This is a genomic window from Paenibacillus sp. B1-35 (assembly GCF_050474385.1).
GTDB classification, from domain to species: Bacteria; Bacillota; Bacilli; order Paenibacillales; family Paenibacillaceae; genus Paenibacillus_B; species Paenibacillus_B alvei.
On the sequence record NZ_JBCHVJ010000004.1, the window covers coordinates 114,678 to 131,464 of the forward strand.

General features: G+C 49.6%; 13 protein-coding genes. 5 read left to right on the top strand and 8 right to left on the bottom strand.

What is annotated here, in order from left to right:
• Positions 1 to 61: 61 nt before the first annotated feature.
• The 3 genes from ACQ5BJ_RS14815 to ACQ5BJ_RS14825 form a co-directional block, all read right to left on the bottom strand.
• Positions 62 to 1,243 carry an acetyl-CoA C-acyltransferase gene (locus ACQ5BJ_RS14815; protein ID WP_005543274.1) on the bottom strand — a complete coding sequence of 394 codons (1,182 nt, stop codon included), beginning with the start codon at positions 1,241 to 1,243 and terminating at the stop codon, positions 62 to 64.
• 34 nt (positions 1,244 to 1,277) lie between these two features.
• Positions 1,278 to 3,674: a 3-hydroxyacyl-CoA dehydrogenase/enoyl-CoA hydratase family protein gene (locus ACQ5BJ_RS14820; protein ID WP_268598941.1), complete on the bottom strand. Its 2,397-nt coding sequence runs from the start codon at positions 3,672 to 3,674 to the stop codon at positions 1,278 to 1,280.
• A gap of 404 nt (positions 3,675 to 4,078) precedes the next feature.
• Positions 4,079 to 6,250: a (Fe-S)-binding protein gene (locus ACQ5BJ_RS14825; protein ID WP_289356981.1), complete on the bottom strand. Its 2,172-nt coding sequence runs from the start codon at positions 6,248 to 6,250 to the stop codon at positions 4,079 to 4,081.
• Between the two features lie 220 nt (positions 6,251 to 6,470).
• On the opposite strand from ACQ5BJ_RS14825, the gene ACQ5BJ_RS14830 reads away from it, so the two are divergent.
• The 3 genes from ACQ5BJ_RS14830 (at position 6,471) to ACQ5BJ_RS14840 (ending at position 9,083) form a co-directional block, all read left to right on the top strand.
• Positions 6,471 to 7,055, top strand: coding sequence for a TetR/AcrR family transcriptional regulator (locus ACQ5BJ_RS14830; protein WP_163974339.1), 585 nt, complete (start codon positions 6,471 to 6,473; stop codon positions 7,053 to 7,055).
• 232 nt (positions 7,056 to 7,287) lie between these two features.
• Complete coding sequence (locus ACQ5BJ_RS14835) at positions 7,288 to 8,046, top strand: electron transfer flavoprotein subunit beta/FixA family protein (RefSeq protein ID WP_005543278.1); 759 nt, start codon at positions 7,288 to 7,290, stop codon at positions 8,044 to 8,046.
• A 56-nt stretch (positions 8,047 to 8,102) separates the two neighbouring features.
• On the top strand, positions 8,103 to 9,083 hold the full coding sequence (locus ACQ5BJ_RS14840; protein ID WP_005543279.1) for an electron transfer flavoprotein subunit alpha/FixB family protein: 981 nt from the start codon (positions 8,103 to 8,105) through the stop codon (positions 9,081 to 9,083).
• A gap of 228 nt (positions 9,084 to 9,311) precedes the next feature.
• On the opposite strand, the gene ACQ5BJ_RS14845 is transcribed toward ACQ5BJ_RS14840, so the two are convergent.
• Positions 9,312 to 9,635, bottom strand: coding sequence for a hypothetical protein (locus tag ACQ5BJ_RS14845; RefSeq protein WP_005543280.1), 324 nt, complete (start codon positions 9,633 to 9,635; stop codon positions 9,312 to 9,314).
• A gap of 339 nt (positions 9,636 to 9,974) precedes the next feature.
• Between ACQ5BJ_RS14845 and ACQ5BJ_RS14850 the strand changes: the two genes are divergently transcribed.
• A complete protein-coding gene (locus ACQ5BJ_RS14850) occupies positions 9,975 to 10,961 on the top strand; it encodes a hypothetical protein (protein WP_005543281.1) in 987 nt (328 codons plus the stop codon).
• A gap of 30 nt (positions 10,962 to 10,991) precedes the next feature.
• Positions 10,992 to 12,065 carry a hypothetical protein gene (locus ACQ5BJ_RS14855; RefSeq protein WP_289356977.1) on the top strand — a complete coding sequence of 358 codons (1,074 nt, stop codon included), beginning with the start codon at positions 10,992 to 10,994 and terminating at the stop codon, positions 12,063 to 12,065.
• Between the two features lie 127 nt (positions 12,066 to 12,192).
• Here ACQ5BJ_RS14855 and ACQ5BJ_RS14860 read toward each other — a convergent pair whose 3' ends face one another.
• From ACQ5BJ_RS14860 to ACQ5BJ_RS14875, 4 genes are read right to left on the bottom strand one after another with little or no spacing between them, the layout of a single operon-like run.
• Positions 12,193 to 13,134, bottom strand: a complete 942-nt coding sequence (locus ACQ5BJ_RS14860) for a hypothetical protein (RefSeq protein WP_005543284.1) — start codon at positions 13,132 to 13,134, stop codon at positions 12,193 to 12,195.
• On the bottom strand, positions 13,127 to 14,515 hold the full coding sequence (locus ACQ5BJ_RS14865) for a nucleotide sugar dehydrogenase (RefSeq protein WP_430111201.1): 1,389 nt from the start codon (positions 14,513 to 14,515) through the stop codon (positions 13,127 to 13,129). Before ACQ5BJ_RS14865 ends, ACQ5BJ_RS14860 begins: the two co-directional genes overlap by 8 nt.
• Before the next feature lie 39 nt (positions 14,516 to 14,554).
• Entirely contained in the window at positions 14,555 to 15,361 is an 807-nt protein-coding gene (locus ACQ5BJ_RS14870; RefSeq protein WP_268598947.1) for a response regulator, read from the bottom strand.
• Between the two features lie 28 nt (positions 15,362 to 15,389).
• Entirely contained in the window at positions 15,390 to 16,778 is a 1,389-nt protein-coding gene (locus tag ACQ5BJ_RS14875) for a glycosyltransferase family 2 protein (RefSeq protein ID WP_005543287.1), read from the bottom strand.
• Between the last annotated feature and the right edge of the window lie 9 nt (positions 16,779 to 16,787).

Here is a 16,787-nt window from a genome sequence, read left to right on the forward strand (position 1 = left end):
CGAAGTGGATTAAGAATGGATAAGTGACTCTGAACAATTTGAACAATACGATGCAAAAAGTTTAAGCAAACACCTCGAACACTCCGGCGGCTCCCATTCCACCACCGATGCACATGGACACGACACCATAGCCGCCGCCGCGGCGGCGAAGCTCATGCAAGAGTGTTGCCGTCAGCTTCGAACCTGTGCACCCAAGCGGATGGCCGAGCGCAATCGCGCCGCCGTTCACATTCACCTTGCTCTCATCCAGCCCCAAGTGGCGAATGATATGCAAACATTGCGAGGCGAAGGCTTCATTCAATTCAAATAGATCGACCTGATCCTGCGTAATGCCTGCCTTGCGCAGCGCCTTCGGAATCGCTTCTACAGGCCCGACGCCCATAATGTCAGGCGCGACGCCAGCCAACGCGAAGCTGCGGAAGGCCGCAAGCGGCTTCAATCCAAGCTCCTTCGCTCTGTCGGCGCTCATCATCACACAGGCTGCAGCCCCGTCATTCATCGGTGAGCTGTTGCCCGCCGTTACGCTGCCGCCCAAGGAGAACGAAGGCTTCAGCTTCGCAAGCACCTCCTCCGTCGTGTCCGGACGAACGCATTCATCCATATCGAAGGTCAGTTCCTTTTCCCAAGGACGGCCGTTACTGTCGACTCCTCTTTGTACCGTTGAGACAGGCACGATCTCGTCACGGAATTTGCCTTCAGCGATAGCTGCCGCAGCCTTGCGATGACTGTCAGCAGCAAATCGATCCTGTTCCTCACGGCTAATGCCGAATCGCTTCGCTACATTTTCCGCTGTGTATCCCATGCCCATATATACTTCTGGCATATCTGAGACCAGCTTCGGATGCGGCGCAAGCTTGAAGCCGGTCATCGGCACCGCGCTCATGCTCTCTACTCCGCCGGCAACAATCGTGTCCGCAGCGCCGGCCATAATCCGTTCTGCAGCGAACGCAATCGACTGCAGGCCAGAAGCACAAAACCGATTAACCGTAACGGCAGGCACCTCCTGCGGATAACCTGCATACAGCGACACAATGCGTGCCATGTTCAAGCCTTGCTCGCCTTCCGGCATTGCACAGCCGAGTATGACGTCCTCAATGTCCGATTTGTTCAAGCCTGGTGCGCGTCGAACAACTTCCTCCAGTACAGTTCTCCCCAGATCCTCGGCTCTCGTCTGCGCGAGGCTCCCTTTCTTCGCCCGGCCAACCGGCGTACGCGCTATAGATACAATGACTGCTTCTTTCATTGCGATCTCCCCTCATTCATAATTTGGAAGGATATTAATTGCGCAGCGGCTTGCCCTTGGAGAGCATGTGCTGCATGCGCGCCTGCGTCTTCGGTTCGCCGCACAGGCTTAAGAAAGCTTCACGTTCCAGATCGAGCATGTATTGCTCGCTCACCAAGCTGTTCGCCGGTACGTTGCCGCCCGCAAGCACATGCGCCAGCTTATTGGCAATCAGCCGGTCATGATCCGAGATATAGCCGCCGAGCTGCATCGTATAGGCCGCCAGCTGCAGCACGGATTTGCCTGGTTCACCAACGACACGGATGCGCTCCTCTTCTCTCGGCGCATATCCGGCCCGATCCATTTCCAGTACAGCCATCTTCGCCTCATGGATACGGCGATCCGGGTTGATAACGACGGAATCGTTAGGTCCCATATAGCCGAGCCGCTTCGTGTCATGTCCGCTCGTCGACACCTTCGCCATGGCAATGGTTTCGAAATAGCTGTTCACGTATGATTGCAGGTCTGGATTCGTCTTGCCGACGATCTGGCTTGAGCGCAAGGCCATCTCTTTGCAGCCGCCGCCCCCTGGAATCAAGCCAACGCCCGTTTCAACCAATCCGAAGTATGTTTCTGCGGAGAAAATGATTTTATCTGCCGGCAGGCACGCTTCTACCCCGCCTCCAAGCGTCATTTGATGCGGCGCAGCTACGACAGGCTTCTCCAGTCTCTTCAGCGTCAGCATCGCATTCTGGAACTGGCTGATGATGAGATCAATTTCATCCCATTCCTCTTCCTGAGCCTCCATTAGAAGTAGCATGACATTTGCGCCCACGCAGAAGTGGCGCCCTTCATTTGCAACAACGAGTCCGCGATAATTGCGGCGAACTTCCTCCACGCTTTTCAGAATCATCGTCAAAATGTCCGCGCCGATAGCATTGTTCGGCGAATGGAACTCCAGACAAGCTACGCCGTCTCCGATGTCGATCAAGCTAGCACCCGGATTAGACAGCACGACCTTGTTCTGCTGCTTAAGCTGCTTGAGGGAAATATGCTCCGCTGCCGGCTCCAGCTCAGTCCACGCCCCGCCATGAACGTAAAATTGTTGTGCCTCCCGCTTCTCATAGAAGTGAGTATGTCCCTCAGCAATCCAGGCACTTACCCAATCCGGCAGCACGTCGCCCTCAGCCTCCATGCGTTTGGCTGCCGGCACCAGGCCGATCGCGTCCCACACTTCGAAAGGCCCGAGCTCCCAATTGAAGCCCCACTTCATCGCATTGTCGATATCGACAATCGAATCGGCGATTTCGCCCAGTTTGTGCGCCGAATAGAGCAGCACCGGCTTTAGCGTGTTCCATGCCAGCTCGGAATAACGATCCTTTGTTCCGAGCAGCGCCTTGATTTTATTCGCTGCACCCTTGGCAGACTTCGATGCTTCCAGGGAGGCGGATGAGATTTTACGTACCGGTTCATATTCCATCGTATCGAAGCGCAGTGCCTGTATGACCTTCCCAGAATCGGTTTTCACTTTCTTATAGAAGCCTTGGCCCTGCTTTTCGCCAATCCAGCCCAGATCAACCATCCGGTTAAGAACGTCCGGCGCACTGAATACATCCTTCTCTACTGTCGCTGCCGTTTGATCATGCACATTCGCCGCAACATGCACGAACGTGTCGAGCCCGACCAGATCGAGTGTGCGGAAGGTTGCGCTCTTTGGACGGCCAAGTGCAGGTCCAGTGACAGCATCCACTTCCTCTACCGTGTATCCAAGCTCCATCATATTCCGCAATGTAATCAGCAGCCCAAATGTGCCGATTCGGTTGGCGATAAAGTTCGGCGTGTCCTTGGCTACAACGACACCTTTGCCGAGGCGACGCTCGCAGAACTCGTGCATGTAGGACACGATTTCCGGATCAGTCGTCTCACCTGGAATGATTTCTAGCAGCTTCATATAGCGTGGAGGATTGAAAAAATGAGTTCCTAAAAAGTGCTTTTTAAATGACTCTCCACACAAAGAAACCATTTCGTTGATGGATATGCCTGACGTATTCGATGTTACGATCGTTCCCGGCTTCCATACTCCCTCGATTCGCTTCAGCAAGTCGCGCTTAACGTCCAGTCTCTCGACGACGACTTCAATAATCCAGTCCACGTCTGCAAGCTTCGACAGATCATCTTCCAGATTGCCCGGTGTAATTCTGCCTGCGAACTCTTCACTATAAAGCGGTGCCGGCTTCGTCTTCTTCAGGCGTGCGATGGCATCCGTAGCTAAGCGATTGCGCACAGCAGGATGCTCCATTGTGAGCCCTTTTTTGGATTCAGCTTCTGTAAGCTGTTTCGGAACGAGGTCGAGCAAAAGGCAGCGAATGCCTGCGCCCGCCAAGTGAGCGGCAATAGCCGCACCCATTACGCCAGAGCCGATAACGGCGGCGCTTTGAATCGGTTGAACCATATGCGAGTTCCCTCCCAATTTGAAATGGTCTGTGTCACATGATGAGAACAACAAGAACGATATCGATATGAAATTGTTGGCTGATGACGCTACTCTGAGGTGTTCCCTGCTTCAGGAATGTTGGGTGCACTTCGTAAGATGTTCCCTGCTTCAGGGCTTGTAGGTGTGTGTACTTCGTGAGGTGTGTACTGCTTGAATGGTGTACTTCTGAGATGTGCAATGCTTCAGTTCAGGTCACTGCTCTAAGACAGGCACTTATCTGAACTTTGCTTGTCGTTGTGGTTGCAGATTCATAGAAGAAAGGTTTATGGAGTAGTTCATTGATGGTGAAATTAATGATATTTTGACCCCTGTTCAAAAAATGTGAAGCTGCTACTTTGATGTCTTTATTACAGGTTGTCTGATTATACTGATATCGGCTGTCTGTCATCCGTTTTAACCGAACCGAATACGGCTAGTTCAAGGATTTCAGCGATGTCGCGCGTCTGAACGGATTCATCGGCCTCAAGCAGCTTGGTGCCATCCTCCATCATCGTGAGACAATACGGGCATGCCGATGATATAACGGTCGGCTTCGTGGCCAGTGCCTGTTCGGTGCGCGCTAGATTGACGCGCTTACCTGCGGTCTCTTCCATCCACATCATGCCGCCGCCGGCTCCACAGCACATGCCGTTCTCGCGGCTTCGCTCTATCTCAAGCAGGGTAACGCCTCGGATCGCCCGCAGTATATTGCGCGGCTGCTCGTAAACGCCGTTATAGCGCCCAAGATAGCAGGAGTCGTGATACGTAATTCGTTCGTCCACCTCGTGCTGCGGCACAAGACTTCCCGAACGTATCAACTCGTCAAGCAACTCACTGTGGTGGAGAACTTCGGCTTCCAGCCCGAACTCGGGATACTCATTTTTTAACGTGTTGTACGTATGAGGACAGGCCGTAACAATTCTGCGTACCTTATATTTTTGGAATGTGGCGATGTTTTCCTCGCATAGCTGCTGGAACAAAAACTCATTGCCCATGCGCCGCGGAGTATCGCCCGAATTCTTTTCCTCATTGCCGAGTATGGCAAAGTTCACGCCAGCTTCATTCATTAGGCGCACAAGCGCCCTCGTCACCTTCCGGCTGCGATTATCATAAGAGCCCATGGAACCGACGAACAGCAGAATATCGAACTCTGGATTCTCCTTCACTGTCGGTACATGCAGCACTCCCTCAGGATCGACTTCCTTTACCCATTTCACCCGATCACTGCGGCTGATGCCCCACGGATTGCTTTGACGCTCAATGTTCTGCAGCGCCCGCTGTCCGTCATGCGGCATGCTGCCTTGCGTTAGCACCAGATAACGGCGCATATCTACGATCTTGTCGACATGCTCATTGCCGACCGGACATTGATCCTCACAGTTGCGGCAAGTCGTGCATGCCCATATTTCAGCTTCGGACATGACGTCGCCAATAAGCTCTAATTCTTCCGGCGGATGCTGTGCGATTTGCCAAGTGGCAGCCTGTGCCTGCATTGTCGAAGCAATGTCGGTCATTCCCTGTCCCTGCCACTTCCCAAGCTCCGCTCCCTCAGGATTCATTCTGTGCGTGCCCGATGACTTGAATGCAAAAGCAGGGGCCCACGGCGATCGTGATGTAACGGCCGCCCCTTTCTCTGTCAGGTGATCGCGCAGCTTGACGATCATGTGCATGGGCGACAGCCATTTCCCTGTGCCGGCAGCCGGACATACATTCGTGCAGCGGCCGCACTCTACGCATGCGTACAGATCCATCAGCTGCTTCTGAGTGAACTCCTCCACTTTGCCCACACCGAACGATTCCGCTTCCTCATTTTCCAAGTCAAGCTTGCTCAAACGTCCGACCGGCTCTGTGCGCCGAAGCAGTAGATTGACCGGCGCCGACAGCAGATGGAAATGCTTGCTCTGCGGTACGTAAACAAGAAATGCAAGCAGAATCACCAAGTGCGCCCACCAGAATGTCATATAGAGCGCCTCGGCCACTCCGTGAGAGATGCCGGTAAATGCCCCTGCAATAAGAGAAGAAATTGGCGCGTATCCCGATGCGCCTTCTCCTTCGGCTAATCGATGGAATCCCATCGTCAATAAGACAGACAGCATTAGAGAGTAAATGAAGAAGACGACAATAGACGGCTTCCATCCACGCTTCAGCCTCCCCAGCTTCTCGCCGTATCTGCGATAGGCGGCATAGCCCATGGCGATGAGCACCAAGGTCACGGTTGCTTCTTGCAGAAGCTCGAATGCCTCATACCCGGGAATAGGCAGCGGCTTGCCCGACAGTCCTTTATAAATAATATCCAGCGCGCCGACTTGCAAAATGATAAATCCATAGAAGATGACAATATGCATCAGACCGCTTTTCTTATCCTTCAGCAGCTTCGTTTGCCCGAACACTTGAGCGGCAAATGCATGCAAATTGTGCTTCACACGTCCGCTCCAATTCACCGGCTGCCCAAGCTTGACATACATGAATCGGTGATAGACCGCTTTGGCAAACCAATACACGCCGAGTCCCGTGACGGCCAAAAACAGGACGAGCTGCACGATCGCTCCCGGCATCGGAACCATCCCCTTTCTCAGTATTGAAAATGAATGAACTACCCATAGGAAGCGTTTACATCCCATTAGCATCATGAGCTTATCATGTGCTTATCTACTGCCTAAACCCAGATCGATATCCAATGATTGACAATGATCTCAGTTCTATTTTATGATAGCAGCAGAAACTGAATGAGCATTCATTCATTTGTATTCCATATTCTAGCACCGAGGTGATTCCATGACAAGTCAGAAAAAAGAAAAATATTCCCAAATCCTCGAGGCAGCGGTCAAAGTATTTGCAGAACACGGGTTTCACCGATCACAAGTTTCTAAAATTGCGAAAACAGCTGGGGTCGCTGATGGTACGATCTACCTGTATTTCAAACGAAAGGAGGATATTCTGATTTCGTTGTTTCGCGAGAAGCTTGGAGAGATGATCGCCAAATTTCACGCAAGCCTCGAAACCACGACCGGAGCCAAGGATGCGCTGCGCAATGTATGCCAAATCCATTTTACCGTGCTGGAAAACAATCCGGATTTAGCGTTCGTCACGCAAATCGAGCTGAGACAAAGTTCTCTTGAGCTGCGGAAGGAAATCGGAAAAATTATTAAGCCCTATATTGTACTTATTGAGCGTATTATAAAGCAGGGCATTGAAGAAAAAGTGTTTCGCGACGATCTTGACGTCAAGCTTACCCGCCTGCTTATTTTCGGTTCCATGGATGAAGTTGTGACGTCATGGCTCATTTCTGGACAGAAGTATTCCCTGGTCGGGCAGCTTGATGGCACAATAACATTTTTTCTAAAGGGGCTTGAGCCTTAGCTCTCTCCCCTTGATTTTCCGATTGCGCAGCCTGTCTTAGGTTAGACTTTTGTTCTGCCAAGCCTCGTCTTGGATTCCTTATCGTTTGATCGCCATAAAGGAAATGGACATCGATGTTGTCAATTCCCCTTCTTAGAGCTGCAGTTCTTCCAAATTTCCTGCATGGCAGTCCACTTGTTCAACAAGTCCGCTTTAGATTACAAGCCAAATAAAGCGAAAGGGGCAATGAACGATGAATATCATCGTATTAGTCAAGCAGACATTCGATACGGAGGAAAAAATCATCATCGAAGAAGGCAAGATCGCAGAAGACGGAGTCAAATTCGTCCTCAATCCCTATGATGAATATGCGGTCGAGCAAGCGATCCGCATTCGCGATGACCTTGGAGGCAAGGTTATTGTCGCCTCTGTAGGCCCGGAGCGTGCTTCCGAGGCGCTGCGCACGGCACTCGCCATGGGCGCTGACGAAGCCATACTGATCAACGACGAGCGAATCGGCAGCGATGAGCATGCCGTAGCGCAAGCTCTGCACGCATTTGTCGGAACGGAATCCTACGATCTCGTTCTTGGCGGCAACTTTTCCGTGGACAACGGTTCCGGCCAAGTGGCCGTCAGACTTGCGAAGCTGCTCGGCATTCCGCATGTATCGTCGATTACGAATCTGGAGATCGCAGATGGCCGTGCTGTCTGCACTCGGGACGCTGAAGGGGATGCAGAGGTGGTAGAGGTGCCGCTCCCGGCGCTGTTCACCGCTCAACAAGGGCTGAATGATCCGCGCTATCCTTCGCTTCAGGGCATTATGAAGGCGAAGAAGAAGCCTTTCCGTGAGCTCACGCTCGATGACTTCGGCGTAAAAGTCGAAGCTCGCACAGCCCAAACAGAGCTATTCCTTCCTCCGCAGCGTCAAGCAGGCAAGCTGATTTCCGGAGAGCCGGCGGATCAAGTCCAGGAGCTGTTCCGACTGCTTCGAACGGAAGCTAAGGTCATATAGTTCTGCATCGAATGCAACGAATCCGGTAAGTTCATATTCCAAGGAGGCGTATTGATATGTCCAGAACGATTCTTGTCGTAGCCGAAGCGAAGGGCGGCAATCTTCGCCAAGTGTCCTACGAAGCGATTGGGGCAGCCCGTATAGCTGCAGGCGATGGGGGCTCTGTAGCCGCTGTGATCATCGGCGCAGATGCAGCCCGCTATTCCAACGACTTGGCAGCCTACGGCGTTGATCATATTTATACTGTTGAGCATACCGCACTCATTCATTATCATCCGGAAGCTTATTTTGCTGCGCTGCAGGCTGTTGTGCAGGCAGCGAACCCGGACGGCGTGTTTTTCGGCCACACCGCATGGGGCAAGGATCTGGCACCGCAGTTGGCAGCTTCCCTGCATGGCGGGCAGATTTCCGATGTAATCGCAATCGAAGCAGACAGCAGCGGCAACGTATTATTTACGCGTCCGATCTATGCAGGCAAAGCCATGGAAAAGAAGAAGTTCCTAGCCGCACCGTGGATAGTTACCATTCGACCAAACAACATTCAGCCTCCAGCAGCAGAAGCTGGCCGCACCGTGCCTGTAACAGCTATTGCTTACCCGGAACCGCCGCTTACGGCCATTGTTCGCGAGGTCGTGCAAAATACGGTCGGGAAAATGGATTTGAGCGAAGCGAAAATCATTATTTCCGGCGGACGGGGCGTTCGCAGCGCCGATGGCTTCAAGCCGCTTGAGGAGCTGGCCTCTCTACTGGGCGGTGCTGTTGGAGCTTCCCGCGGAGCATGCGATGCAGGTTATTGCGACTACGCCTTGCAAATCGGACAGACGGGCAAGGTCGTCACGCCAGAGCTGTACATCGCCTGCGGCATTAGCGGTGCCATTCAGCATTTGGCGGGAATGAGCCAATCACGCGTCATTATCGCGATCAACAAGGATCCAGAAGCGCCTATCTTCCAGATTGCCGATTACGGCATCGTAGGCGACCTGTTCGAAATCGTGCCGCTTCTAACCGAGCAATTCAAGCAGGCGCTGCAAGCTTAACATAAAAGCTGTAAGCAGGGCATTCCGATTGCTTAAGATGATCGGAGTGCTCTTTTTTACGCAAAATGCCTGATTAACCATCCCCCAAGCTCCATCTCCATAGAATTTATTCAGTTCCTTCAACTTTAACTACCTATATAAATGTGTATATAAACGTCCATCACCGCATGCAGCGAAGATGCAAAAAGCCCCAATACCTCATGGTAATCAGGGCTTCTACTGACTTATTTATTTGCGGTCCGGATTTCCGAAGAACATTTCATCTGCCAACGCTGTCTGAACGCGTGATTCTTCCTCGTTCAGCTTGCGGACTAACTCCATTTCAACCTCGGTCACTTCATCCCCTTGGAAATTGATTTCCGCGATCGAAGCAACAATCTTCACGATAGCTACGGCCACATTATCCGGCGTGTACGCAATGACCTTCTGTCCTGTCGGAAACACTCGAAAGCCCTGCTTCGTCATTTTGCCTCGCCCGTACTCCAGTAGCTCATTTAGCTCCTGCTCTGTCTTAAATTTGCATACCGAATTGAACTCTGTTTGAAATCCCATGTTATCCGCTCCTTTGCCTGTAAAGTTTGAAAATAAAAGTGATTGCACAACCTAATATGCACTACATCCCCCAGAGAAGACGGAGATAAAGTCAGTCTTAATTCCGGGGGTTTATTATTTCGAAAGCCCCCTCCAAAAAGGATATATTTAGACTGCTGATGAGGCAAGACAAAAGTTAGAACTAGAATATCGGAACAGTCCGCAGCACAACACCTTCTAAGACTAAATAATAGTGATGATGTCACAAATGAGCGGATTGATATTGTTATATATTGTAGGCGATAGTAGGTGATACACCAGTGGTACACAATGAGAATATGAAACATAGGAGGATTTAGTATGAATTTAAAGAAAGTCATTCTAGCATCCCTGATCGTATCTAGTATGTTGGCCACATTGGCCGGCCCAATTCCTGCCGGAGCGAAGGCAGCGCAAGAGAATCAGCAAGAGCAGCAATCCGATAATAAGAAGGTTCCCATCGATAAGAAGTTGGCTCCCAAGCTGCAAAAAGCGGTAAATCAATATGCGGGGAAAGAGGTTAAGCTTAAGGATACCGGTGAACATATCAATAACAATGAGAGTTTGGTCACGGTTCAATCTGCAGATGGAAATTACGGTGTTGGCTTTGATCCCAAAAGAGGAAATATATGGTTTGTTTCCAACAAGACGACAATCGACAAAGTCGACAAAAAATTTCAAGACGAAGCTTTAAAAGAGTTAAAGAACGCCTATGCAAAGAAGAAATACGTATTTAACAAAGACGTTACACAGTCACGATCCTACGATAATAGCAAGGGCAAATTTGGAGATTATATGTTTTATGAGTTTTCCGGGAAGGATTTTACTGTTTCAGTAAATGCTAATATTTCAGAAGGTTATGTCATCCCCGTTGCGAGAATCGATATTGACAAAAAAGAACTTGATCTGAATTTGCTGAAATCGGCAACGGAAGCGATCAAAACGGCGTTCGATCATCAATTCGACGTGACGAAGGCGCAGATTGAGCAACGTACGTGGGTGCTTGAGGACGACAAAGTGACGGTTTACATGGAGAAGGGGAAAGCAATCAGCCTGATCAATAAACAAGGCAATCAGGTCACGACGAACAAAGAGATGACAGAAAAAGAAGCCAAAGAAGCGGTCGCCCCGCTCGCGAAGAAATTATTCAATATCGACATTACGGGATATGAAGTGAAATGGGACAGCTTATTTAAAGATTACCGCTTCATCGAAAAAAATGATGTTACGGCGGTGAGAGCGGCATTGGATGCCGAGAAAAACGTCGTGTATATAAAGTCCGGGAGCAGAGCGGCCGCAGGGAATTAAAAACACAAACAGATGCATAGGAGGATGATCATGTTTATGAAAAAAGCTATCATCGCAACATTGGTCGTATCCGGCATGCTAGCCGCATTGGGAGGATCGATTCCTGTCGAAGCCGCGGCTGCACAGGAACAGAAGCAACCGGAGAAGGTGAAAGTTCAAATCGACAAGAAGATGGCCGACAAGCTGAAAAAAGCAATGAAGGAATTGGCAGGCAAAGAGGTCAAGATGCAGGATGTTGGCGAGAGCTACTCCGGTTCGGGTGGGAGTGCAACAATCCGATCTGTGGATGACAAATATTCAATTGACTTTAATCCGAAAACAGGTGGAATATGGTGGGGTTTTGCAAAAATCTCGATCGATGAAGTCAGTAAGGAGGATCGGAATAAAGTCCTTCAAAGATTAAAAGAGCTGTATCCAAACAAAACCTATGTGTTGAGTAATGAAGTGGAAATGCAACGACGATATGATGACAAGCAGGCTAAATTTGTAGATACGAGATATGTTTTCACAGAGGAAGACTTTTATATCTCGCTCTATAAACCAGGTGCTGGATCTAAAGCAAATGATCAACTCAATGGGTACTCGATTACAGTTGATGCCAAAAAACTTGATCCAAAATGGACAAAAGCAGCAGCAGAAATCGTGAAAACAGCCTTCAATCATGAATTGAAAGAAGTGACGGAGGCAACACTCAGACATGGTAATTATGACTATAAAAAAGTGCTGGCCATACCGAAGTGGGTATTGCAAGGTGACGGTATTTACGTTGAAATAGACACAAAGTCAGGAAAGGCGATAGAAGTCATTCACAAATCGCGTCTAAAGGAAAAGGTAACGACCGACAAGGAGATTACGGCAAAAGTTGCAAAAGAAGTGATTGCTCCACTGGCCCAAAAGGTGCTGGGTGTCGATATTAGCGGATGTGAAGTGGAGTGGGATAACAGACTGAAAGAGTACCGCTTCCACAATGACTATACGGACAAAAAGGACGGAAAGGTAGTTGCAACGAAGCTGAGAGCTGCATTGGATGCTGACAAAAACGCAGTGTATCTGGTGGGTGGGGAGCACGCGATACACGGTTCGATGGAGACGATGGTGAAGTAGACGTTACAACCTTTTTACCTTACACAGTAACGAGACGGTACGAGCCTGTGGATGCAGATCCACAGGCTCGTTACGTTTTCGATAATATGAAGGTTTTACTGCCGTTTATTGAATCGCGAGCAGCTCTTTACTTCACTCGGTCATACCACACGCGCAAATGATGAACCGCTGCTCCTGCGAAGGAGGAGTGGCTTGCGCCCAGTTCCTTCACATCGCGCAGTTGCTCCTCGAAATAGTCCAGCGGCTTGCCGTGGAAGGACAAGTAGCCTCCTTCATTGGTCTTGCCCAGTTCAAGACCAATAATAATCGGCTTGCCAAGCTCGTCCGCCTGTGAGAGCAGCTTTTTGGCCGAATCATAGATTGAATCGGAGTTGTCCCGGTACGCCATAATCGTCAAGGAGTCGAACTGGTCCAGCATCCAACTGCTTACCTTGCCGTTCCCAGTCGGCATGTCCACACGAGGCAGCCAGAAAGGTACATCAGCGGCCATGTACAGACCAGCCCTTCTCCCCTCCTGCAGCCACGTCTCCATGTTGTCGATCCAGCTTCGGACGATGCGTGCTTCATCTTGCTTCCACTCTGGCAGCAAATACGGCTCTACGTCCAGGTGAATGCCGGCAAAACGCTCCTCTGCCGCAACCTGCCGGTTGTAATCATTTACCCACTGAATGAAAGATTCCCCTTCTTCTTCATGCCGTTCCTTCGCCCATTCCGGCGCACCGTTCAATGCATGAACGTCAATTCCGGCTTCATGCGCCTTGCGAATGAACGAACGATACGTATCCGAGCCTACAGTGGAACTAGTTTGCAAATAGATCAGATTCACATGATTCGAGCGGCAGAATGAGACGATTTCCTCCCCTGAATCACGTATCCACTCTGTGTCCCAAAGCCATGTTGCCTTCGTTTTCCCCGCTTCAGAGGATCGAAACGTTAAAAGGATTAGTATTCCCACACAACAGCATAGCAGCAGTGCGATCAGCATCCTCCGTGAACGGAACGCTTGGCGCGGAATACTCAGCTTACGTTCTGCTTGTGCGCGAAACGATTTTTTGTCTGTTTTAGACAAAAGCCGCTGCCTCTTCTACTTCTCTAACAATCTCCTGCTCTCTTACAATCTCCTGCTCTGTATGCCCAAGCTTATGAATGTTCGGGCGTTGAATACCTTTGAACGCATTGCGCGTATCCAGAATCGGAATATTCAAATCCGCGAGCTGTTTGTAATCGAACGATTGATGGTTCGTAATCAGCACCATGCAGTCATATGTTTGGAACGTCGGCAAATCATAATCGATCGTATTCACCGTCTTGCCGGCCTTGTCCTTGAAGTGTGTCGCATGCGGATCATAATAATCGACCTTGGCGCCGCTCGCCTTAAACAGCTCATAGATTTCAAGCCCCGGGGATTCGCGCAAATCGTCAATATTCGGCTTATAGGCCATGCCCAAAATTAAAATTTTCGAATTTTTAATCGACTTCGAGCTTTGATTCAAAATACGCGATGTTTTCTCCATCACATGGTACGGCATATTGGCATTGGTTGCCTGAGCGATATCGATAAACTTGCTGTAGAAACGATACCCCTTCGCCTTCCAGGATAAATACATCGGATCAAGCGGAATGCAGTGGCCTCCAATACCCGGTCCTGGATAGAACGGCATAAAGCCGAACGGCTTCGTTGCTGCAGCGTCGATCACCTCCCAAATGTCGATGCACATCCGATCGCACATCATCGCCATCTCGTTAATGAAGGCAATATTTACGCTGCGGAATGTATTTTCCAACAGCTTTGACATTTCCGCCACCTTCGTTGAGGATACGGGTACAACACTTTCCACAATATTTCCATACAGTGCAGTTCCCAGCTTGAGGCATACTGGCGTTGTTCCGCCAATTACCTTCGGCGTGTTAAACGTATTAAATTTCGGGTTGGACGGATCCACACGCTCCGGAGAGAAGCAGAGGAAGAAGTCCTCTCCTGTCCGGTATCCTAAAGAGGCTTCGATTTCATGTTGAATCAGCTCCTCTGTCGTGCCTGGATACGTTGTACTTTCCAGTGTGATCAGCAGGCCCTTCCGCATATATTTCTTAATTTGTTCCACAACGCGTGTAATATAGGAGGTGTCCGGATCTTGATTCTCACTAAGCGGTGTCGGCACACAAATACTGACTGCATTCAGCAACTGAATATGACTGAAGTCGCTCGTAACGAACAATCGACCTGTGTTCATGCACTGTGTCAACGTGTCATCGCTTATATCCTTAATATAGGAATGTCCGTTATGGATACTCTCAATCTTGCGTGAATCAACGTCAATTCCGACAACCTGGAAGCCCTGCTTGCACATTTCAATGGCAAGTGGCAGGCCGACATAGCCTAACCCGATGACTCCGACTACAGAAGTTTTGTGTTCAATTGCGTGATGTAAATTTGCAGCATACATGTTCACAGTTGTTCACCCTTCCATCCACTAGTTAATTGTATATAGTTATGACAAACAGCGGCTAAGCCGTTCATCAAGTTCTACCGGCGAAAATGGTTTTGTAATATAATCGCTGACGCCCTGCTCGAAGCAATAATCAATCGTCTTCCCTACCCGCTGTTCGGACAAAATCACGATCTTCGGCTGCTTCTCCAAATTCATCTTCTGAATGTGCGAAATGAACGGCAGACCGTTTATTCCATATAAATTCAACTCCGTTAAGATTAAATCGAATTGCCCTCCATCAATGAGATTCAACGCCGTCAAAGCATCCTCTGCCTCGTGCACCTCGTAGCCCTGCATCGTCAGCCATATATTCAAAAACTCTCTTACACTAGCATCATGATCCACGACCAGAATCCGCTTCGCAGCTTCGAGTTCAAGTTGATCATGGAGAATCCGAATATGGGAGGAGTCTGTAGCCGGCCACTCATTCCAGCGACCAAGAATAATGTCCTCTGCCTCCTGAGAATCCGCCACTGCTGCAACCGCACATACAATTGGCGTTCCTGCCAATTGCTCTTCTACCATGCTCTTCAGTACAAGCGCATAGTAGTGGGTCTGATCCAGCGTCGCGCGCGGCAGCATTACAGCAATGACTTGCTGGGCATCGGCAATCATTAGCTCGAATGGGATCTGCTCTCTCTCCAGCGCAGAGCGGAGCTCCTTCTCCCACGTCTTGCCGAGCGGATTCGCATGGATGAAAATAATGCCTACGTCATGTCCGGGATAGCTCATCACCAGATGATTTACGGTTTGCTTAAATGTCGGTACAAATCCAAATTCCGCATTTCGTTCCACCAATTGCAGCATGTGCCGTTTCCACCTTTCCCATCGCCTGTTAGGCGGTTTTCTTTTGTTCTCCTTCTTCCTTCCAGCTTTGGCGCGTCATGGCGCCCCAAGAATTGTTCTTCTGGAAAAATTGAATATGTCCTTGAATGCGCCACAGGCTGCCGAGCTGCCGGTATCCGAAGAACATCAGCACGCTGAACACAAGCATACGCACGAGATCACTGATGCGCGGATATCGCTTGAACGCAATCTCCTCCAACAGAAGTGAGCCTACAGCTAACAGTAAACCTGATAAGAAGTTTATTAGCATAAATATCAAGACAATTTCCCAATGGGTCATGTCATACAGCGCATAACCGATCAGGGACATCAATCCCGTCACTTTAAAATAAGGATTGAGCGCTTCAAAAATAATCGTGTATGGCATCGACAGAAGTCCAAATACCTTATATTTCGGCCTAAACGTCATATCATAGTTTTCGATCATGTTCTTCAAATTGCCTCGACCCCAACGCTTCCGCTGGTTTGATAGGATATGATACGTATCGGGCGCTTGGGTCCAGCAGACTGCCTCCGGACAGAAGGCAATTTTATAAGGCAATTTATTTTCCAGCATATAGCGGTGAAGCTTGATAATGATGTTCATGTCCTCGCCGGGATACCCATCTCGGTACCCGCCAACCTTGATTACGTAATCCTTGCGGAACAGCCCGAATGCCCCCGATACAATAATGAGTCCATTGAGCGCACTCCAGCCGATCCGCCCCCCAAGGAACGCCTTCAAATACTCCAGCGTTTGAAACATTGGCCACCATTTCTTCGGCAAACGAACTTCCTTCACCGTTCCATTTTCGATCGTGCATCCGTTGGCAATGCGCACATTGCCCCCAATCGCTACATATTGTTCCGGATCGGACATATACATGGTCGTCATTTGAATCAAAGAATCTTTCTCCAACAGCGAATCCGCATCAATTGAAGAAATAAGCGGATAATGCGAGAAGTTAATCCCTGCATTCAAGGAATCCGCTTTGCCCCCATTCGCCTTATCAATGACGTACAGGAACGGATATTCCGGATTATGATAAACCGCGTTAATCTTCGTGCAGTTCACGGCGTACCGAATAGACAGGTTATCCATCCGATATAAGCCAAACTCTTCAATCAGCACGTTCAAGGTCTCATCATTGGAGCCGTCATTAATGACAATGACCTCGTATGTCGGATAATTAAGTGTCATTAATGACTTCACATTTTCAATAATAGTCAGCTCTTCATTATAGGCAGGCACGAGCAGCGAAACAGGAGGAACATGCTCCGATCCCGCTATCGTTCCGCTTAGTGCGTAGCGCTTCCTGCGAACGATCGAGAATATATTTTTAAAAGAGAACAGCATAATGCCGAAATAAATACTATTAACGACGATGACATAATACATGGCGAACAG

Excerpts from the sequence above, each read along its gene's own strand:
- ACQ5BJ_RS14815 (WP_005543274.1), bottom strand. The coding sequence starts at position 1,243 with ATGAAAGAAGCAGTCATTGTATCTATAGCGCGTACGCCGGTTGGCCGG.
- ACQ5BJ_RS14820 (WP_268598941.1), bottom strand. The coding sequence starts at position 3,674 with ATGGTTCAACCGATTCAAAGCGCCGCCGTTATCGGCTCTGGCGTAATG.
- ACQ5BJ_RS14825 (WP_289356981.1), bottom strand. The coding sequence starts at position 6,250 with ATGCCGGGAGCGATCGTGCAGCTCGTCCTGTTTTTGGCCGTCACGGGA.
- ACQ5BJ_RS14830 (WP_163974339.1), top strand. The coding sequence starts at position 6,471 with ATGACAAGTCAGAAAAAAGAAAAATATTCCCAAATCCTCGAGGCAGCG.
- ACQ5BJ_RS14835 (WP_005543278.1), top strand. The coding sequence starts at position 7,288 with ATGAATATCATCGTATTAGTCAAGCAGACATTCGATACGGAGGAAAAA.
- ACQ5BJ_RS14840 (WP_005543279.1), top strand. The coding sequence starts at position 8,103 with ATGTCCAGAACGATTCTTGTCGTAGCCGAAGCGAAGGGCGGCAATCTT.
- ACQ5BJ_RS14845 (WP_005543280.1), bottom strand. The coding sequence starts at position 9,635 with ATGGGATTTCAAACAGAGTTCAATTCGGTATGCAAATTTAAGACAGAG.
- ACQ5BJ_RS14850 (WP_005543281.1), top strand. The coding sequence starts at position 9,975 with ATGAATTTAAAGAAAGTCATTCTAGCATCCCTGATCGTATCTAGTATG.
- ACQ5BJ_RS14855 (WP_289356977.1), top strand. The coding sequence starts at position 10,992 with ATGTTTATGAAAAAAGCTATCATCGCAACATTGGTCGTATCCGGCATG.
- ACQ5BJ_RS14870 (WP_268598947.1), bottom strand. The coding sequence starts at position 15,361 with ATGCTGCAATTGGTGGAACGAAATGCGGAATTTGGATTTGTACCGACA.
- ACQ5BJ_RS14875 (WP_005543287.1), bottom strand. The coding sequence starts at position 16,778 with ATGTATTATGTCATCGTCGTTAATAGTATTTATTTCGGCATTATGCTG.